Genomic DNA, 19,184 nt, shown 5'->3' with positions numbered 1-19,184 from the left:
GACGAACCGGCTTGCCGGCGCTGGCTTCAAGGTGTTGTCGTCGTTGCTGGTTCGTGGAAGTGAGGCCCGGAGGCCGGTATGAGTCGCAGGGTCGACAGGCCTGACATTCCCCAGGCGGCAATGTCTGCCAGCCTGCGGCGCCGGCTAGTTCGACTTGCCTCCTAAGCGTCGGTAATAGTCCAACAGCGCTTGGTCCTCCTGCGTCGAATCAAGAAACGCTTTTTGACGGAACTGAGCGAGTTGCCGCTCGTCCTCGGGTTCGCGGCGGCGGCGTTCGAGGTCGGCCAGCACGCCGCGGACGCGCAGTTGCACGTCCGAGCCGGCCTTGCCGCTGCCCCGTTCGTCGCAATCGACGAGCAGGTTCTTCGCGTCGACGTCGTCCAGGGCGAGCATCCAACGATCGTAGGCGAGCAGCTCGCCCTCGGCGTCGAGCGCCGCAATGGCGGCGTAGGCGATGCGGGCCGCCTCAGAGGCGAAGTCCTCGGCCGCGATGTGGGCGAACAACTCGGTCGCCGTGTGCGGGTGGTGCAGGAGCAATTCGAGGACCTCTCGATCCCACGCTGTCGCGGACGCGCGGACGAGGTCGCCCGCGGCGCTTTCCGTTTCGGGGGGCGCCGCGTCGCTCGCACGCACCGAGGCGAGTCGCTTACGTTGGTCGCGTCGGATCGCCTTGAGCCGGTCGCGCAACGAATCGGCCGCAACGCCGAACTGCCGGGCCACCCGAGCGACGACCTGCTCCTGGCGAAGCAGCGCCGCGGAACTGGGGGCGGTCTGCGGCAACGCCCGGGCGAGCGTCGCGAGAATCGCTTCGACGGCCTGCGCCGAGCGATGAGCACTGGGGGCTGTCGCCAATCCGTTGGTCACAGCGTTGATCTTGTGTTCGAGGGCGTCGACCGCCGTGGAAAGCAGCCGACGAAACGCTTCGCTTCCTTGCGAGAGAATAACATCACACGGATCGCCCCCTGTTGGCAAGCTCAGAATTTTCAGTTCCACCTCGTTTTCGACGAACAGTGCTAGCAGATTGTCGAGGATGTCCATCGTGCGGTTCTGCCCCGCGGCGTCGCCGTCGAGCACCAGCGTCAGGCTGTCGGTGAACCGCCGCACGAGCGGGATATGCTTGTCCCCCAGCGCTGTGCCGAGCACGGCCACCGCATGCTTCACGCCATGTTGGTGGGCCATGATGACGTCGGTATAGCCCTCCATGACCAACAGGCCCCCTTCTTCACGAACCGCGTCGCGGGCCAGATCGAGCGCGTAGAGCTGGCTGCTCTTGGAGAACAGCGGCGTCTCGGGGCTGTTGATGTACTTGGCGCCGCCGGCGTTCGGATCGTCGTCGCTGACGAGCTCGGGGATCACTCGGCCGCCGAACGCGATCGGGCGCGAGCGAACGTCTCGAATCGAAAAGATCGTGCGTCCGCGGTACCGGTCGTAATACCGGCCCGCTTCGTTGCGGATCACGAGACCGACGCGTTCTAAGACCGGCGGACTGAAGCCCGCAGCGCCGCCGAGTTCTAAGATCCACGACCATTGCTGAGGGGCGAACCCCAGCCGAAACTGCGCGACGCTGGCTTCGCTGATTCCGCGTTCGGCGAGATAGCGCCGCGCCGGCTCGGCCGCCGGGTCGCGGAGCAGGCAGCGATGAAACTGCTCCTCGGCCCACGCCATGACCCGCAACAGGTTTTGCTTGGCGAAGGGATCGGCGTCAGCCGCGTCGTTCCCGCCGCCCGACTTGCCGCGCGTCAACTCGATCCCCGCGCGTTCGGCGAGCATCTCCAGGGCCTCGCGGAACTCGACCCCCTCGGCCTTCATGACAAACGAGAAAACATCCCCTCCGACGTCGCAGACCCAGCACTTATAGGACTGCCGCTCGGGGTTCACCTGAAAACTGGGTCGCGAGTCGTCATGCCAGGGGCAAAGCCCGACGTACCCCCGCCCTTGCCGGCGCAGCGCGACGTAGCTCCCCACGAGGTCGACAATATCGACCGCCTGGCGGATCTGCTCTTTGGCGTCCTGGGAGTCGAGATAGGCCACGGTCGCTCGGCATGCGAGGAACGGTTGTCGGAGGAACCGTACATTTCACCACAGAGTGCGCGGAGAGCCCAGAGGGGGGCGGGATTTGCCAGGAGAACTGCAAAGTCAGGAATTGAGCATTCGGAGCCCGAGTTCGGGGTTCCAGGCGACGTAGTCGGCGGCGGCCCGGAGGGGGATGGCCGCATCGGAGCAAAGGCGGTGGATGGTCACCGCCGCATTGTTGAGGGCGGCCAGGCAGGCGGAGAGTCCAGGTCTGCGGGTATGGTGGCGGTCTTCGTCCCACCAGCGGTCTTTGCAGAAGTGCAAGCCGTTTTCGACGCGCCAATGGTTGCGCACGTCGGCCAGGAGGTCGGCGGCGGTGACTTGGTCCGGGTCTTGGCTGGAAACGAAGTACCGCACGTCGTGCGAGACGAGCTCGCCGGCGGCATTGCGGACCTCGCGATCAATGCGGATCGCTACGCGGCAGCCGGGCAGATCGAGGACCTCGCGGATGTACGTCGCGTTGTCGACGTCGACCCAGATCCGGCGCGTTTCTCGGAAGCCCCCCTTTTACTCTTTTCGGTCGTTTGGGCGGCCGGCGGACGCTCGGGCGCCCCGACGAAGCAGTGGACCAGCGCGTCGAGCGTATCCGGCTGATTGTCCTTCACCTGCAGCAGATAGTCGCAGCCGCGGCTGGTGATCAATTCCGCCAGCGGCCGCTGGGCGAAGATGGCATCCCCAGTGATCAGTCGTAACATCGGGTAGGCGTCGAGCAACTCTGCCAGATGCCGCCGCAGGACCGTCGGTTCGTTCGTCTTCTCCGTCCCGGTCGACCATTGGCCGACGACGACCTGCAGGTCGTGAACGAAGGCGTTGAGCATGTGCAATGGATCGCCATCGTCGTCGACGGCTTGCTTGGCCGTCTTGCCGTCGACGGCCACCGCGCCGCGGGTCGCTCCCTCGGCGAGTTGCGCCCGCAGCCAGACCGTCAATGCGGCTTGAAACTCTTCGACCCGGCACTTGGCGAGCGTTCGGCTGAACGTCGTCGCACAGGGCGGCGCGCCCCGGTCGAATCCCAGCGGCTCCCGCAGTCGGTCCCAGTTCGCCGTCGCCCAGCGGACCAAAACCTCCATCTCCCGAATCCGCGCCAGCATCCCCAGCAGCGTCAGCACGACCATCCCAGCAAACGGATGACGCACTCCCCGCGCCTTACGCGGATCCTCCAGCCGACCAAACGCCTCAAGCAACGTCGACGCATGCATCGCAGGCCTCTTCCCCGCAGAAAAGAGCCCCCCTGCCGCCCTCATCTACGGAGCCGCCCCGCTCGCAGTTCGATGAAATCGACTATGCAGTTCTCCTGCGGGATTTGCGGCGTGCGCGCGGGTCAATTCGTCGGTCGGGCGGCGACTTTCACCTTGAGATCGATGCCGCGCGGCTCGCGGCCGTCGAGCCGCAAGACCTTCACCGGCACGTCGCTCCCCGCGGGGGTGGCGGCGATCACTTGGCTGAGGGTCACCGGGTCGGAGAACTCCTGCCCGTCCCACGCCACCACGACGTCCCCCGGCTCCATCCCGCCCATGCTTGCCGGCGTGTTCGGGTTCACGGTGCGGACGAAGACCCCCTGGTTCAATTCCAGCCCCAACCGCCGGGCGACGTAGTCGGGAACCTCTTCGAGTCGGACCCCCAAGAATCCGCGGTCGACGCGGCCTTTCTCGCGAAGTTGCTCGTACGAGTCCCGCACTTGGGCGCTGGGAATCGCGAAGCTGATCCCCTGGTACGCAGCGCCGACGATCGCCGTGTTGATTCCGACGACCTCGCCGCGGATGTTCACCAGGGGGCCGCCGCTGTTGCCCGGGTTCACGGCGGCGTCGGTCTGCAGAAACTCCTGAACGACCCGCGACGGATCGGTGATGCCGTGCCTGCCCTTCTGGCTCAGGATGCCGAAGGTGGTGCTCTTTTCGAGCCCGAACGGACTGCCGACGGCCCAGACGAGGTCGCCGACCTCGATCTCGTCGCTGTCGCCCCATTCGGCGGGGGTAAGATCGCTCAGCTCGGTCTTGAGCAACGCCACGTCGATCAACCCGTCGACCCCCACGACCGTCGCCGAGCCGCGGCGCCCGTCGCTGAGTTGCACCTCGACCGTGTCGACGCCGTCGACGACGTGCTGGTTGGTGACGATGTACCCGTGCTTGTCGACGATCACGCCTGAACCTTGCCCGTCGGCGTGGCGATGCGAGGTGCGGATGCTCACCACTGACGGGGCCACTTTGTTCGAAACCATCCGGCAGGCAAGCGACAGTTGGCTCAGTCCCAGTTCGCCGAGGTGCTCCCGGGCGACGTCGTATTTGGCCCGCTCCTTGGCCGAGGTGAGGGCGTATTGCACCTGCCCGGCCAGCGACGGGGCGATCAGCACCGCGGCCAGGGCGAAAAAGAGCGTCAAGAGACGCCGCAACCGGGCCGCATCCTCGCCGTCGTCGATCGCGCTACGACGGGGGTCGACCGCGGGGGCTCGCACCGGGGCGGGGATCGGCAGATCGACCGCGCCGGCCGTCGGAGAGGTCGCCGCAAGATTCGATTCGTCCTGCATAGTTCGTCGGGGGCGCGGGGGCGCGTCGGTCGGCGGCTCCCACGGAGCCGGCCGGCGGAGAAGCAGGGCAACGCTGCGCTGATCGTTCGATTATACCTTCAACCCCGCAAAAGACGCACGGGTTGCGGGGGCAAGAACTTCCGTCGAGAATTGGCGCACTTCCGCGTGACAAACTGCGCAGCTTGACGAATGTGACGACTCCCAGCCGCTATTTTCCGCCGGCCAACCAAGCCACCCCCATCGGGTTAGTGGCCGTCGGGGGCTCGCTGTCGGTCGAGCGGCTGCTGGACGCGTACCGCCACGGCATTTTCCCCTGGCCGACCTATCCCGACGACCCCATGCTGTGGTGGTCGCCTGACCCGCGCGCCGTCTTGCCGCTGGACGGGCTCCACGTATCGCGTCGCCTCGCCCGGCGGCTGCGGAGCGGACAGTTCGTCGCCACATGCAACACCGCCTTCGAGGGGGTGGTACGAGCGTGCAGCCGCGGCCCGGGGCGCGAGGGGGGAACCTGGCTCACCCCGGAGATGATCCGCGCGTACGTCGAGCTCCATCGCCGCGGGCACGCCCACAGCGTCGAGGTCTGGCACGAGGAGCGGCTCGTCGGGGGAGTCTACGGCGTCGCGATCGGCGGCGCGTTTGCGGCCGAGAGCATGTTCCATCGGGCGACCGACGGCTCGAAGGCGGCGTTGGCTTCGCTGGTGAGTCACTTGCGAGCCCGCGGATACCAACTGCTGGACATTCAGCAGTGGACCCCCCACACCGGCAGCCTGGGCGCCATCGAAATCCCCCGCCGCGAATATCTCAAACGGCTCGCCGCGTTGATCGACCTGCCGGTGACGTTCGGGAGCGAGCTGGAATCGCAGGGGGAGCGGAACGGGGGAAGTTAAGTACGAAATCCGGGTCGTGTATACCATTTGCCAAATTGAAGGGTGGCTGGGGTCGAACGATGTGAGCCCCCAGCGAATCCTCTGGGGGCTCCGCTGCGCTGCGACCCCAGCCACCCTTCCAAGGCCGCAAATGGCATCACGACCGAAATCCGGGGGTTTGAAATTCGATCCGCGCCTATGCTCAGGCGTTTCGTAGTTCGAGTATCGAGTTTGTTTCGGATTTCGCTCTTCTGATTTCGAGTTTCCCCGACTACGCCACCAGCGGTCGCAGCACCCGGTAGCTGATCTCGAGCGCCTTGTGGCGTCGCTCGACGGGACCTTCGAACGCTTCGTCCTCGACTTCGACGCACACGGGGCCGTCATAGCCGACGTCGGTGAGGGCGGCGATCCACGCCCCCCAGTCGATCTCGCCCAGCCCCGGGACCTTGGCCGTACAGCGCTCCATCGGCGGGACGAGCGATCCGACCTCGTCGAGCCGGAGCCGATCGACTCGCATGTCCTTGGCGTGCGTGTGGAAGATCCGCGAGCCGAACTCGCGGATCGGCGCGATCGGGTCGATCAGTTGCATCACGAGGTGCGACGGGTCGTAATTCAGCCCGAAATTCTCCGCGGGGATCGTCTCGAACATCCGCCGCCAGATTGCCGGCGTGCGGGCCAAGTTGAGCCCGAACGGCCAAGTCTTCGGGTACAGCATCGGGCAGTTCTCGATGCCGATCTTCACCCCGCGGTCCGCAGCATAGCGAACAATGTCGGGCCAGACCCGGGCGAACAACTCCATGTTCGCCTCGAGCGGCAACGTGTGATTGGCCCCCACGAACGAGTTGACGTTGGCGAGTCCCAGCTTCGGCGCCGCGTCGATGACTTTGCGCAGGTGAGCCTGCGCGGCCTCGGCTTGGTCCTGTTCCGCGGAGAGCGGGATCGAGTAGTACCCGAGCGCCGAAAGCCCGACGCCGTATTTCTCGCACAGCGCGCGGACGTCGTCGGCCCGCGATTGGGGAAAGTCGGTGCAATCGATGTGCATGACCCCGCCGTATTTGCGGTCGGGCCCGCCGGGAGGCCAGCACATCGCCTCGAGGCAGTCGTACCCGATCGCCGCGGCCCGCTCGAGCGTCTGCTCCAGGGAGAGATCGCCGAAGATCGCGCTGACGAAACCGAGCTTCATCGCTATCGCTCCCAGTGAGTCGTTGCTTGAACCACGGCCGACGCCGACGTCACCGGCAGAAATCGGCGTTACGCGCGGCGCTCTCCGCCGATTGCGTCGAAGGCCGCCTGCAAATCGTCCCGCAGGTCCTCGAACGCTTCCAACCCGACGGAGATTCGCACCATGCCGTCGACGATGCCGTGCTTGGCCCGGTCGGCGGCGTCGTAGCTGGCGTGCGACATGCTCGCGGGTTGCTCGATAAGCGACTCGACGGCGCCCAGGCTGACGGCCAATTGGAACAGCTTAGTCGACTCGACGAACTTCTTCGCCCGGGACAAATCGCCGCGAACGACGAACGTCATCATCGCCCCGAAGCCGCCGTCCATCTGCCGGGCGGCGATTGCGTGGCCGGGGTGGTCGGGCAGGCCGGGGTAGAGGACCTGCTCGACCCCCGGGTGGGCTGCCAACCACACGGCGAGCCGCTGCGCCGTGCGGCATTGTTCGCGGACCCGCAGTTCGAGCGTTTTGAGCCCCCGCGACGCGAGAAACGCCTCGAGCGGCCCCATGACCCCGCCAGTCGCGTTCTGCACGAAGTACAGCTCGTCGCGCAGCTTCGGGTCGCGGACCACGAGCGCTCCCCCCAGCAGGTCGCTGTGCCCGCCGATGTACTTGGTGGCCGAGTGCATCACGACGTCGGCGCCCAGTTCCAACGGTCGCGTGAGCACGGGGGTGGCGAACGTGCTGTCGACTCCCAACAAGGCGCCGCGGCGGTGGGCAAGTTCCGCGCATGCAGCGACGTCGGTGATCGTCATCCGCGGGTTGCCGGGGCTCTCGATCCACACCAACTTCGTGGCCGGGGTGATCGCCGCCTCGAGCTTGGCGAGGTCGGTCGAGTCGGCGAGCGTGACGTCGATTCCTGCGCGGTTGGTCACCTTGTGGAGCAGTCGGTACGTGCCGCCGTAGATGTCGGACCCCGCGACGACGTGGTCGCCGGTCTTGAGGCTGGCGATGACGCAGTGGGTGGCCGCCATCCCGCTGGCGAAGGCGAGGGCCCCGCAGCCCCCTTCCAGGTCGGCCAGCGTGGTTTCCAAGGCTTTGCGGGTCGGATTGCCGCTACGCGAGTAATCGAATTCGCCCCACTCCCCGGCGCCCGGCTGGACGAATGTCGACGCGAGATGCAACGGCGCCACGACCGCCCCGGTCCGGGGGCAGCGCTCGTTGCCGACGTGAATCGCACGCGTTCGAAATTCCATTTTGAACTCTTGGAGGGGGAACTGCGAACACCGCGAACCGTCGTGAACACCAACGCCCATCTTGGCCCGTTCCGTTCGGCCAAGCCGATTCCGTTTCGTGTCTTTCGCCGCGTTCGCGGTTCCAAGATCCGGCCACAAATCCGCTACCGATCGAGCGCCTGGCTCAGGTCGGCCACGAGGTCTTCGCCGTCCTCGATGCCGCAGGCGAGGCGGATCATGTTGTCGGGGATGCCGAACTTGGCCCGCTCCTCGGGGGTGAGCTTGTAGTAGCTCATCACCAGCGGCTGCTCAATGAGCGACTCGACCCCCCCCAGGCTGGGGGCGATCCGCGGGATCTTCACCGCGTCGATCACGTCGGCCGTGGCTCGCCAGTCGGCGTCCTTGATCAGGAACGTGACCAACCCGCCGTAGCCGCGCATCGTCTTGCGAGCGACGTCATGGTACGGGTGCGACGCGAGGCCCGGGTAGTAGACCCGCTCGACCCGGGGATGGCTCTCCAGAAACTCGGCGACCAGCATGCCGTTTTCGTTGTGCCGCTGCATCCGCAGCTCGAACGTCTTGAGCCCGCGCAGCAGCAAGTAGACGTTCTGCGGCCCGTTCACGGCGCCCATGATCCCGCGCAGGTTGCGGACCGGGTCCATCGCTTCCTTGCGGCCGACGACGACCCCCGCGAGCAGGTCGTTGTGACCGCCGAGGTATTTGGTCGCCGAGTGGAGAACGTAGTCGACCCCGGCTTCGATTGGCCGCAGGTTGAACGGCGTCGCGAGGGTCGCGTCGATGAGCGTCTCGACCCCGTTGCGGCGACCGATCTCGGCGAACTTGGCTAGGTCGACGCAGCTCAAGTGGGGGTTTGTGGGAGATTCGCTGACGAGCATCCGCGTCGCCGGAGTGATCGCCGCCTCCATGGCGTCGTAATCGCCCGTCTTCACCTGCCGAGTCGTCACGCCGAAGCGCGACAGGTGCTTGCCGCAGAATTCGCGACTGCGGTGGTAACACTCGTCGAAGAAAATGACCTCGTCGCCGGCGTTGAGTTTGGCCATCAGCACCCCGACGATCGCCGCCATGCCGCTGGAGTAGAGCACCGCATCCTCGCCCCCTTCGAGCGCGGCGAGCTTGCGCTCGGCGACTCGTTCGCTCGGGTTGCCGTAACGGCCGTACTCTTCGCGGGGCTGCTCCTCCTCGATGAAGTCGATGACGGCCTGCGTGTCCCCGAACGTGTAGGTCGAGGCGCAGAACATCGGGTCGGTGATCGCGTCGCCGGGCTTCTGCCGAGCCTCGCCCGCGTGGACGGCAAGCGTCCCCGGCTTGAGTTCCGCGGGAGCGAGCGGCTCGCCTCCGCGGCGCGAATCGGAGGGCTGCTGCGAGGAAGCCGGGCTGGTCATGTCGAGCGTGCTCATGCTTGGGCCTTGGGGCAAATCGCAACCGGCGGGGCGACGACGCGTCGCACTGCTGGTCGCGGGCGTCCATGTGGCGACTGATCTTGCGCCGCACGAGGCCGGGGGAGTCCGGCGACCTCCAGAAACGCAAACAGCCGCAATCACCCGGTGACTGCGGCTTGGCTGGCAAGCATGCGTGTTGTTGCTGCGACGGTCGCCGGGAGGCGAGTGCGTCGCAAGCGTCGGCTCTTTAGCAGTGTCGGCTGCAAGCGGCCACAAATCCCGAGGTACTGCAAGTGTACGCCGCGAAACGTCCCCCTGCAAGCGGCCGGCAAAGCCGGTCGTGATACCATTTGCCCAATTGAAGGGTGGCTGGGGTCGCAGATGCACGCCGTGGGAGTCGTCTTCCTCCGGCGTCTCTCCGGAGCCCTCTGCGGTGTTTCGACTTCTGGCGTCATAGGAGTTCTCGGCGGTTCACCCTCCGGGATGTGCCGGTTGTGCTAGCTGCCGCCGCCCTGCTCCACGGCGATCTTGACCCAGGGGATGGCCGCTGCGATCCTTCCGCCCCCGCACTCTCCGCCACGTCCTGGCAGATCGAGATTCTCATGACCTTGCGAACTCTGCGCGGCGGATGTCGGCCGTCGCTCGTGTACGTGGCGGCGGCGTGCGCCACGATTGGTTGCCGCTCGCCGTACTACGCCGACAAGGGCGCCGGGGTCGGCGCGCTGGCCGGGGCCGGCGCCGGGGCGCTGGTCGGCAACGCGGTCGGCGACGCCGGGGCCGGGGCGCTGATCGGCGCCGGGCTCGGGGCCGTCACCGGCGGGCTCACCGGCGCTGCGCTCGACGACATCCAAGCCCAGAACCGCGCCGAAATTGCCGCCCAGATGGGGCGACAAGTTTCCGCCGGTGCCGCCACCGCCGACGAGGTCATCGCGATGACTCGCTCGGGGGTCGACCCGCGGCTGATCCAGAACTACGTCCGGACGTCCGGCGTCGCTCGGCCCCTCTCCGCCCAGGACGTCATCTATCTGCACAACAACGGCGTGGCGACCGACGTGATCCAGGCGATGCAGTCCAGCCCCGGCCCTGCGGCGGCCGGTCCGGTCGTCGCCGGCGGTCCGCCGGTGATCGTCGAGGAGCATTACTACCCGGCAGCCTACCCGCCCCCGTACTGGGGTCCCCACTGCGGCTACTATCACCGCCGGCCCGGACCGCCCCATGTGAGCTGGGGCGTGAGCTTCGTGCGGTAGGCGAATATTTCGAGGGCACAGAGAACGCCGAGTCATTCGGCAAAGCCTTCCCCCGCTTCCCAAACCGCTCGCGGCAGGCCACACTCGTGCGATGCGCGCGGAAGTGATAGCCATCGGCGACGAACTGACCACCGGGCAGCGGCTCGATACGAACAGCCAGTGGCTGGCCGAGCAACTCACCGAATGCGGCATTGAGGTCGCATTTCACACGACGATCGGGGACCGGCTGCCCGACAATATCGCGGCGTTTCGGTCGGCGATCGAGCGGGTCGAAGCGGTCGTCGTCACCGGCGGCTTGGGGCCCACGGCCGACGACCTCACTCGCGAGGCCCTCGCCGCGGCGGTCGGCGTCGGGCTGGTTCGCGACGAGGCGTCCCTTGCGCACATCCGGCGGCTGTTCGCCGAGCGGGGCCGCGAGATGCCCGAGCGGAATGCCGTGCAGGCCGACTTCCCCGCCGGTGCGTCGGCCATCCCCAACGAGCACGGCACGGCCCCGGGAATCGCGGTGACGGTGGAGCGGGCGGGCCGCCCGCCGTGCCTCGTCTTCGCCCTGCCGGGGGTGCCGGCCGAGATGAAGCCGATGTGGGCCGAGTCGGTGCGCCCCGCGCTCGTCACGGCTCTGGGGACGCCGCATGTGACGCGGCATCGCCGGATCAAATGCTTCGGCGTCGGCGAGAGCGCGCTCGAGGCGATGCTTCCCGATCTCATCCGCCGCGGGCGCGATCCGACCGTCGGCATCACGGTAAGCGACGCCACGATCACGCTGCGGATCACCGCCTCGGGCGCCGAGGACGCGGTTTGTCGGGAGGCGATGGAGCCGACCATCGCAATCATTCGCGAGTCGCTGGGAGCGATCGTTTTCGGCGAGGAAGAGGACGAGTTGGAGCACGCGGTCGCGCGGCTGCTCGCCGAGCAGGGTCGCACACTCGCGGTCGCCGAGCGGGCCACCGACGGGCTGGTCGCCCAGTGGCTGGTCGGGGCGGGGCGCTCCCTCGGCGTCGAGGTCTTTGCGGGGGGCGTCACGATCGCATCGCAATCGCAGGCCGAGGCGCTTGCAGGAGCCGAATTGCCCGCCGCCGCAGCCGACGATTCCCCCGCCGTCGCAGCGGCGCTGGCCGAGGGGATTCGCGCCCGCACCGGCGCCGATTTCGGGCTGGGGATCGCCGCGTTCCCGGCGGTCATGAACTCCCCCGACGCCCGGCTCCACGTCGCCATCGCGACGGTCGACGGGACGCGACGGCTCCGCTTTGGCTGCGCGTCGCACCCCGCGATTCTGCGCCCCCGCGCCGGCAAGCAAGCCCTCAACGCAGTGCGGCTGGCGCTCTTGAAGCAGGATCCCGAGCAGGCGTGGAAGTAGTCGGCGGCCCCCCTGGCCGCAGCAAGCTCCTGCGTTCAATCCCGATCGTCGTCCTCGTCGTCGCGACGCCAGCCACGGCCGAGCCAGCCTTTGTGGCGGAAGAACATCAGTTGCCCGCCGGCCACGGCGCCCATCAAGCCCAACGCCAGCGCATACCCGAACGGCCAGCCCAGTTCCGGCATGTTCCATTTCGACGCGCTCGTGTCGAAGTTCATTCCGTACACCCCTGCGATGAACGACAGCGGCATGAACACCGTCGCAATCACGGTGAGCACCTTCATGATGTCGTTGGTCCGATTGCTGATCGCCGTGGCGTAGTAGTCGCGCAGGTCGGAACAGGCGTCGCGGATGTTCTCCAGGGTGTCGATGACCTGGATCGTGTGGTCGTGACAATCGCGAAGATGGATTTCGGTCTCGCGGGTGACGAGCCATTCCTGTTCGCGAATCAGTTCGTCGATCGCATCGCGGAGCGGCCAGACGATCCGTCGCAGCCGGCGGACGTCGCGGCGCACGTCGTGAATGCGCTGCAACAGCCGTGGACTGGGGCCCTCCTCGACCCGATCGTCGAACTCGTCGAGCGAATCGCCGAAGCGTTCCAGCACCGGGAAGTAGCTGTCGATCACCGCGTCGAGCAGGGCGTACATCAGATAGTCGATCCCCGCCGAGCGCGTCACCCCGCCGGCGACCTCGAGTCGTTTGCGCACCAGATCGAACGTGTTGTCCGGCTGTTCGCGCCACGAGAGCAGGAAGTTCCGCCCGATGAACACGCTCACTTGATCGGTCGACAACCGTTCCAGGTAGCCGGGGACCTGCGTCACCCAGTAGACGTGCTCGGGATAGACGTCGACCTTCGACCGCTGCGGGACGCTCACCAGATCTTCGAGCGACAGCGGATGCAGATTGAGCAGTTTGCCGAGGTGCGTGATGAGATCGACGTTGTCCAGCCCCGTGGCGTCGATCCACGTCACCGGGTGCTTGCCGAGAAGCTCCGCGACGTCGGCGACCGACGCGTCGCGGCGGTCGATCAGCTGCTGCGGGCCGTAGGCGGTGACGCGGAGCGTGGAGCGCTGGGCGTCGATCGGCACGATGAGCGTGCCGGGGCGGGTGTGAGGATGAATCGATTGGTCGAGCCGGCGGCGCGGTTTTCGCGCCCGGTTGTTCCGCTGTCCGTTGCGTCCTTTGCGCGCCATGACGGGTCCGCGTGCTGACTGGTGTAGAGTCGACGCGAAGATTCTGACGGCGCGGCCCTGAATTCTGCAAGCTCGATCGGCCGCAGAGCGGCGTTCATTTCAGCCGGAACGTCGCCGCGATCGGGTTGTGGTCGGACCCGGTCTCCTGCGGCGAGCCGGGGATGATTCGCGTCGAGCCCGAAATGTGCCGCTTGGCGAGCGCCGGCGAACAGAGCAAAAAATCGATCATCGATTTGTACTCGCCGGTGTTGTAGGTGATCGGGTTCTCGTCCATGAGTTCCGTCGCCGCCGACCAGAGGGCCGTCTCCCCCTCGCCGACGATCGTCTGGAGCGTGGCGCTCTCGGGGGTGTCGTTGAAGTCCCCCAGGATGACGAACTCGCTGTCGGGACGGGCCTCGAGTTCCGCGTCGATCAGCCCGCGCAGGGCCTTCGCTTCGGCCAGACGCGTCGGTTCGGCGAATTCTCGCCCCCCGGCGTTGCTCTTGAGGTGGACGACCCAGGCCTCGATCGGGTTGGCGCCCTCGGGCAGCAGCGTCACAACCAGTACGTCGCGCGAGAACCGCCGCGGCTCGCCCGAAGCCCCCGGAAACACTAGGTGCCGGTGCGACTTGACGACCCCCACCGGGACGCGCGACAACAAGCAAACGTCGATCCCGCGATTGTCGTTCCCCTCGAAATGGACCACGTGGTCGTAGCCCATGTCGGGCAAAAAGACCTCGACGAACCGTTCCAGGTAGAACCGGTTCTCGACTTCCTCGAGCGCCAGCACGTCGGCGTTGAGCGCCTTGATCGACTTGGCCAGCGCCGTCAACTCGCTCCGCGGCTTGGTTGGGGTCCCCTCGTCGTCGCGGTACGGGTCGTCGATGTTGTCGAACAGGTTGAGCACGTTGTAGGCGCCGATCACCAGTTCGCCTTCTTTAGGACCTTGGGGCCGGTCGGTCAGCGGCTTGAGATCGGGCAGCAGGTCGATGACCTCCAGCTGCGCGGGGTCGGTGAGCACGATTTGCGGATTCCCCTGGAACGTCGAGACCATGCCGCGCATCCGTACGTTCTTGCCGACATAGGCGTCCTTGAGCGACTCGGGGAACTTGTCGCGGTGATCGTTGAAAATAACGCCGGCGAACTTGGCCGGGCGATTCGAATCGAAATTGATGAAGTTGATCCGCCCCACCTGCGGCGCCGTAACCACCTTGCCGTAGACAAATGCGACTTGGCCGATCACCTGACGTGCGTCGCGCCACTCGATGTGGGGCCGGCCCTCGTCGGCGTGGATCGGCGCCTCGGCGACGGCGGTCCCCGCTTCCTCGGCGGCCGGCGCGCGGCCGGCGCCGCACAACGTCAGAGCGATCAACAGGATTCGCGGCAGTCGGCTCGTCAGGCAAGACATTACGGGAGACCTCGTCAGGGAAATTGCCAGCGGCCCGGCAAGGGGGCACAATGCAAGTTTAACCGAACCCGCCGCCTGAGTGCAGGTTCGCGGCGACCTTTTCGCCGGGACGTTTGTTCACTGTCGGACGGCGCCGCCGCGCCAAGTTGGCCCCCGCCCTGCGAACCGCGCATCCCATCCGGCTGTCGCAGGCTCTGCGGTTTCCTTGATCTCCCGCCGATCGCAACCGACCGACCCATCGCCATGAGTTGCCTTGAGGACAAACCCCACAAGTGGGACCGGCCCGGCAAGTTCAAGTGCGCGAAGTGCCCCGCGACGGCGGACAAGAAATCCCGACTTTGCAAGCCGAAGAAGAACCCGCCCCCGACAAAGAAGTGAGAAGATGACGACCGGCGCCGGAATCGGTCAAAACCGGGCACGGACTCCGATCGGATACGGACCCGCTCATACTGCCGATTGTGGGCTTTGCCGGCGCAACTACAATGACGGCTCAAGCGGGGGGCTTGCTCTCAGTCTCTCCGGTCGCGACTTCTCCCCTCGCCGTGCGAGTACGCCATGTCTTCTTCATCGCCTGTCGCCTCTGCAACCGACGCCGCGGTCGAGTCCGCGTTCGACCTCGCCCGCGAGACCTATGCCGGCTACGGAGTCGACGTCGACGCGGCGCTCGAGACGCTGCGCGGCGTCGCAATTTCGCTCCACTGTTGGCAAGGAGACGACGTCGGGGGATTCGAGAACGCGGGCGACGAACTGGGGGGCGGGCTGGCGGTCACCGGCAACTATCCCGGCAAGGCTCGCACTCCCGACGAACTGCGGGCCGACGTCGAGCAGGCGCTGCGGCTCATTCCCGGCAACCATCGGTTCAACCTCCATGCGTTTTACGCGGAGACCGGCGGACAGCGAATCGAGCGAACCCAACTGGGGGTCGAACACTTTCAGCGGTGGATCGACTGGGCCAAGGAGCAGGGGCTGGGGATGGATTTCAACCCCACGTGCTTCGCTCACCCGTTGGCCGCCGACGGTTTCACGCTAGCCCACGCGGACGCCACGATCCGCACGTATTGGATCGAGCACTGCCAAGCGTGCCGCGAGATCGGCGCCGCGATGGGCGCGGCTCTCGGCTCGCCCTGCGTGACCAACATCTGGATCCCCGACGGGTACAAGGACCAGCCGGTCGACCGCAAGGGCCCGCGCGAACGGCTCGCCGCGGCCCTGGACGAGGTGTTCGCCAAACCCCTCTCCCCCGCGCACAATCTCGACGCCGTCGAGAGCAAGCTGTTCGGCATCGGGTCGGAAAGCTACGTCGTCGGTTCGCACGAGTTCTACCTCGGTTACGCCGCTGCGCGGCAGAAGGCGCTTTGTCTCGACGCGGGGCACTTCCACCCCACCGAGTCGATCGCCGAAAAGATCAGTTCGGTGATGATGTGGGTCCCGGAACTTCTGCTCCACGTGAGCCGCGGGGTGCGCTGGGACAGCGACCACGTGGTCGCCTACACCGACGATTTGCAGGCGATCGGCCAGGAGATCGTCCGCGGCGGATTCCTGTCGCGCACCCACATCGGGCTCGACTTTTTCGACGCGAGCATCAACCGCATCGCCGCGTGGGTCATCGGCACGCGCAATACGCTGCGGTCGGTCCTGGCGGCCTTGCTGGAGCCGATCGACACGCTGCGGGCCATGGAGGCCGAGGGGGACTTCACGGGGCGGCTCGCCCTGTTGGAGCAATGCAAGGCGCTTCCCGTCGGCGCCGTGTGGGATCACCACTGCCTGTCGAGCGAGACCCCGCCGGGGCTGGCATGGCTCGACGAGGTGCGTCGTTACGAGCGCGAGACGCTCTCGCAGCGATGAGGCACATGCGCATCGGGCTGTTTATTCCCTGCTACGTCGACCAGTTCTACCCGCGCGTGGGTGCGGCGACGCTGCGGTTGTTGGAGCGGTTCGCCCCGCGGCTGGCGACCCAGCCGTGGCAGAGCGTCGAAATCGTTTACCCCCGCGAGCAGACCTGCTGCGGCCAACCGATGGCGAACGCCGGCTGCGTCGAGGAGGCCAAACCCGTGGCCGAGCGTTTCCTGGCCGCGTTCCGCGCGTGCGACTACGTCGTCGGCCCCTCGGGGAGCTGCGTCGCGATGGTCCGCAAGCATTATCACGGACTGATCGCGGACGAAGCGGCCCGTGCGCAGCTCGAGGCCAAGACCTTCGAGTTGTGCGAGTTTCTGGTCGACGTGGCTCAGGTCGACGAGATCGCGGGGAATTTCGCCCATCGCGTGGGACTCCACCAAAGCTGCCACGGCCTCCGCGAGCTCGACTTGGGACGCGGCAGCGAGCGAATGCTTCCCGCGTTCAACAAGGTCCGGCAGCTTGTCGCGGGATTGGACGGGATTGAACTGACCGATCTCGATCGCCCCGACGAGTGCTGCGGATTCGGCGGCACGTTCGCAGTGTTCGAGGAGGCGGTCTCGTGCATGATGGGCCGCGACCGCGTCGCGGATCACCGGCGGCACGGCGCCGAGGTGCTCGCCTCGGCCGACATGTCGTGCCTGATGCACCTGGGAGGACTGATCCGTCGCGACGGCGAGCCGCTGCGAGTCATGCATGTCGCCGAGTTGTTGTGCGAGGCGATGGGGTTGCGGATTGACGTTGATTGACGGCGCGCCAGGGCCGGGGACGGCCTGGCTCGCAAGGATCTGTTGCACCAACTCTGACTTTTGATCTCTCGCCTTCGCTCTCTCCGCCCCGCCATGTCCGCTCACGCAGTCGCCGCCGCCGAGTTTGTCGCCAACGGTTCGCGGGCCGCTTGGCACGATCAGGCGCTGTGGTTCATCCGTGCGAAGCGCGACAACCAGGCTCGCTCGCTTCCCGAGTGGGAGCATCTGAGGGAACTCGCCTCGCAGGTGAAGCTTCACACGATGAGCAATCTGGCGGGGCTCTTGGAGCAGTTCGACGAGAACGCCCGCCGGCTCGGCGCCCGCGTCCACTGGGCTCGCGACGCGGCCGAACACAATGCGATCATCCACGGGCTGCTCGCCGAGCGGAGCGTCCGCCGGGTCGTCAAAAGCAAGTCGATGCTCACCGAGGAGTGCGGGCTCAATCCGTATCTCGAACGGCACGGGATCGAGGTGACCGACACCGACCTGGGCGAATGGATCGTGCAACTGCGCGACGAGGCGCCCAGCCACATCGTCCTCCCCGCGATTCATATCAAAAAGGAAGAGGTCGGCGCACTGTTCCACGACCGGCTCGGCACCGCGGCGGGAGCGACCGACCCCAAGTACCTCGCCGAGGCGGCCCGGCAACGCCTGCGGCAGAAGTTCCTCGCCGCCGAAGCGGGGATCACCGGCGTGAACTTCGCGATCGCCGAGACCGGCGGGTTCGTCGTATGCACCAACGAAGGGAACGCCGACTTGGGGACCTCGCTCCCCCCGCTCCACATCGCCGCGATGGGAATCGAGAAGATCATTCCCCGGGCCGCCGATTTGGGGGTCTTCCTGCGGCTCCTGGGGCGTTCGGCCACCGGCCAGCCGATCACCGCTTACAGTTCTCACTTCCACGGCCCGCGGCCCGGAGGCGAATTGCACATCGTGCTGGTCGACAACGGTCGCAGCAGCCTGCTCGGGAGCGAGGACTTTCGTCGGTCGCTCAACTGCATCCGCTGCGGGGCGTGTCTCAACACGTGCCCCGTCTTTCGCCGCAGCGGCGGGCACAGCTACGGCGTCACCGTGGCGGGTCCGATCGGGTCGATCATCAACCCGGCCCGCGACGCGGCCGAGCACGGCAGTCTGCCTTACGCCTGCAGCCTGTGCGGCTCGTGCAGCGACGTTTGCCCGGTGAAGATCGACCTCCACAACCAACTGCTTACCTGGCGGCGCGAGATCGTCGCGCGCGGCCTGCTCGCTCCTGCAAAACGCACCATGATGCGCGCGGCGAGCTTCGTGCTGCGGCGCTCGTGGCTGTACCGCGCGGCCGGGGCGGCGGCCCGAACGGCTCTGCGGATCAGTCCGCGATGGCTCGTCTATTCGCGGCTGAATCTCTGGGGCCGGCAGCGCGAGCTCCCCGAGCCGCCGGCCAAGAGCTTCCGCGCCTGGTACGACGAACATCAGGAGGGACGATGACCGCGTCGCGCGAACAGATCCTCGCCGAGCTGCGTCGCAACGCCCCGCCGCTGGCGCCATTGCCGGCGGTGGCGGGCGAGTGGATCGCGTATCCCGATTTGGCCGAGCAGTTTTGCCGAGCGCTGGCCGCAGTCGGCGGCGCCGGGCGCGTCGTCCGCGGCGATGCAGAGTTGCCGGCCGCCGTCGCCGAGATCGCGCACCCCATCCAGCCGAAGCGCACGCTGTCGCTCGTGCCGGCGGCGATCGCGGGGAACGTCGACCTTGCGGCAATCGAATCCCCCCACGCCCTGGACGACGTCGATCTGGCCGTATTGCCGGGGGAGCTGGCGGTCGCCGAGAACGCGGCCGTCTGGGTCACGGATCGTCGGCTTACCCATCGCGCGGCGTACTTCATCGCGCAGCACGTCGTGCTGGTCGTCCCCGCGGGAAAGTTGGTCGCCACGATGCACGCGGCCTACGACCGTCTGGCCGAGACGAACGCCGGGGCGGGGGCCTTCGCGGCGCCCGGCTTCGGCGCCTTCATCAGCGGCCCCTCGAAAACCGCCGACATCGAGCAATCGCTCGTCATCGGCGCCCACGGGCCAAGATCGCTCCACGTGCTGCTGACGGAATGAGGGCGAGGTTTCAAAGGAACTTGAGC

General features: G+C 67.0%; 16 protein-coding genes. 7 read left to right on the top strand and 9 right to left on the bottom strand.

Annotated features, from left to right (window positions below; translation table 11 throughout):
- Positions 1–144: 144 nt before the first annotated feature.
- The 4 genes from dnaG to KF688_05925 form a co-directional block, all read right to left on the bottom strand.
- A complete protein-coding gene (dnaG, locus tag KF688_05940; GenBank protein MBX3425202.1) occupies positions 145–2,031 on the bottom strand; it encodes a DNA primase in 1,887 nt (628 codons plus the stop codon).
- Between the two features lie 105 nt (positions 2,032–2,136).
- The gene (locus KF688_05935; GenBank protein ID MBX3425201.1) at positions 2,137–2,430 is read right to left on the bottom strand and encodes a transposase; all 294 of its coding nucleotides are present in this window, start codon (positions 2,428–2,430) and stop codon (positions 2,137–2,139) included.
- A gap of 56 nt (positions 2,431–2,486) precedes the next feature.
- Positions 2,487–3,272, bottom strand: coding sequence for an ISAs1 family transposase (locus KF688_05930; protein MBX3425200.1), 786 nt, complete (start codon positions 3,270–3,272; stop codon positions 2,487–2,489).
- Positions 3,273–3,394: 122 nt separating this feature from the next.
- Positions 3,395–4,597 (bottom strand): trypsin-like peptidase domain-containing protein, encoded by a 1,203-nt coding sequence (locus KF688_05925; GenBank protein ID MBX3425199.1) that lies wholly within the window; start codon positions 4,595–4,597, stop codon positions 3,395–3,397.
- 191 nt (positions 4,598–4,788) lie between these two features.
- On the opposite strand from KF688_05925, the gene aat reads away from it, so the two are divergent.
- Positions 4,789–5,484, top strand: coding sequence for a leucyl/phenylalanyl-tRNA--protein transferase (aat, locus tag KF688_05920; GenBank protein ID MBX3425198.1), 696 nt, complete (start codon positions 4,789–4,791; stop codon positions 5,482–5,484).
- A 250-nt stretch (positions 5,485–5,734) separates the two neighbouring features.
- Here the strand turns inward: aat and KF688_05915 are convergent, their stop codons facing one another.
- The 3 genes from KF688_05915 to KF688_05905 all read right to left on the bottom strand — a co-directional run bounded on the left by KF688_05915 (position 5,735) and on the right by KF688_05905 (position 9,260).
- Positions 5,735–6,646 carry a sugar phosphate isomerase/epimerase gene (locus KF688_05915; protein ID MBX3425197.1) on the bottom strand — a complete coding sequence of 304 codons (912 nt, stop codon included), beginning with the start codon at positions 6,644–6,646 and terminating at the stop codon, positions 5,735–5,737.
- A 68-nt stretch (positions 6,647–6,714) separates the two neighbouring features.
- Entirely contained in the window at positions 6,715–7,878 is a 1,164-nt protein-coding gene (locus KF688_05910; GenBank protein ID MBX3425196.1) for a PLP-dependent transferase, read from the bottom strand.
- 143 nt (positions 7,879–8,021) lie between these two features.
- Complete coding sequence (locus KF688_05905) at positions 8,022–9,260, bottom strand: aminotransferase class I/II-fold pyridoxal phosphate-dependent enzyme (protein ID MBX3425195.1); 1,239 nt, start codon at positions 9,258–9,260, stop codon at positions 8,022–8,024.
- A 491-nt stretch (positions 9,261–9,751) separates the two neighbouring features.
- On the opposite strand from KF688_05905, the gene KF688_05900 reads away from it, so the two are divergent.
- Positions 9,752–10,504 carry a hypothetical protein gene (locus KF688_05900; protein ID MBX3425194.1) on the top strand — a complete coding sequence of 251 codons (753 nt, stop codon included), beginning with the start codon at positions 9,752–9,754 and terminating at the stop codon, positions 10,502–10,504.
- Between the two features lie 91 nt (positions 10,505–10,595).
- A complete protein-coding gene (locus tag KF688_05895; GenBank protein MBX3425193.1) occupies positions 10,596–11,861 on the top strand; it encodes a CinA family nicotinamide mononucleotide deamidase-related protein in 1,266 nt (421 codons plus the stop codon).
- A 35-nt stretch (positions 11,862–11,896) separates the two neighbouring features.
- On the opposite strand, the gene corA is transcribed toward KF688_05895, so the two are convergent.
- The gene (corA, locus tag KF688_05890) at positions 11,897–13,051 is read right to left on the bottom strand and encodes a magnesium/cobalt transporter CorA (protein ID MBX3425192.1); all 1,155 of its coding nucleotides are present in this window, start codon (positions 13,049–13,051) and stop codon (positions 11,897–11,899) included.
- Positions 13,052–13,145: 94 nt separating this feature from the next.
- Positions 13,146–14,438, bottom strand: a complete 1,293-nt coding sequence (locus KF688_05885; protein ID MBX3425191.1) for an endonuclease/exonuclease/phosphatase family protein — start codon at positions 14,436–14,438, stop codon at positions 13,146–13,148.
- Positions 14,439–14,993: 555 nt separating this feature from the next.
- On the opposite strand from KF688_05885, the gene KF688_05880 reads away from it, so the two are divergent.
- From KF688_05880 to KF688_05865, 4 genes are all read left to right on the top strand, one after another.
- Positions 14,994–16,283 carry an L-rhamnose isomerase gene (locus KF688_05880; GenBank protein MBX3425190.1) on the top strand — a complete coding sequence of 430 codons (1,290 nt, stop codon included), beginning with the start codon at positions 14,994–14,996 and terminating at the stop codon, positions 16,281–16,283.
- A 5-nt stretch (positions 16,284–16,288) separates the two neighbouring features.
- A complete protein-coding gene (locus tag KF688_05875) occupies positions 16,289–17,080 on the top strand; it encodes a (Fe-S)-binding protein (GenBank protein MBX3425189.1) in 792 nt (263 codons plus the stop codon).
- Between the two features lie 93 nt (positions 17,081–17,173).
- Entirely contained in the window at positions 17,174–18,544 is a 1,371-nt protein-coding gene (locus KF688_05870; GenBank protein MBX3425188.1) for a lactate utilization protein, read from the top strand.
- On the top strand, positions 18,541–19,158 hold the full coding sequence (locus KF688_05865; GenBank protein ID MBX3425187.1) for an LUD domain-containing protein: 618 nt from the start codon (positions 18,541–18,543) through the stop codon (positions 19,156–19,158). The genes KF688_05870 and KF688_05865 overlap by 4 nt, the downstream gene beginning before the upstream one ends.
- Positions 19,159–19,184 lie beyond the last annotated feature (26 nt).

Source organism: Pirellulales bacterium, from assembly GCA_019636345.1.
Lineage (GTDB): Bacteria > Planctomycetota > Planctomycetia > Pirellulales > Lacipirellulaceae.
This window is presented reverse-complemented; position numbering and strand designations above follow the sequence as displayed.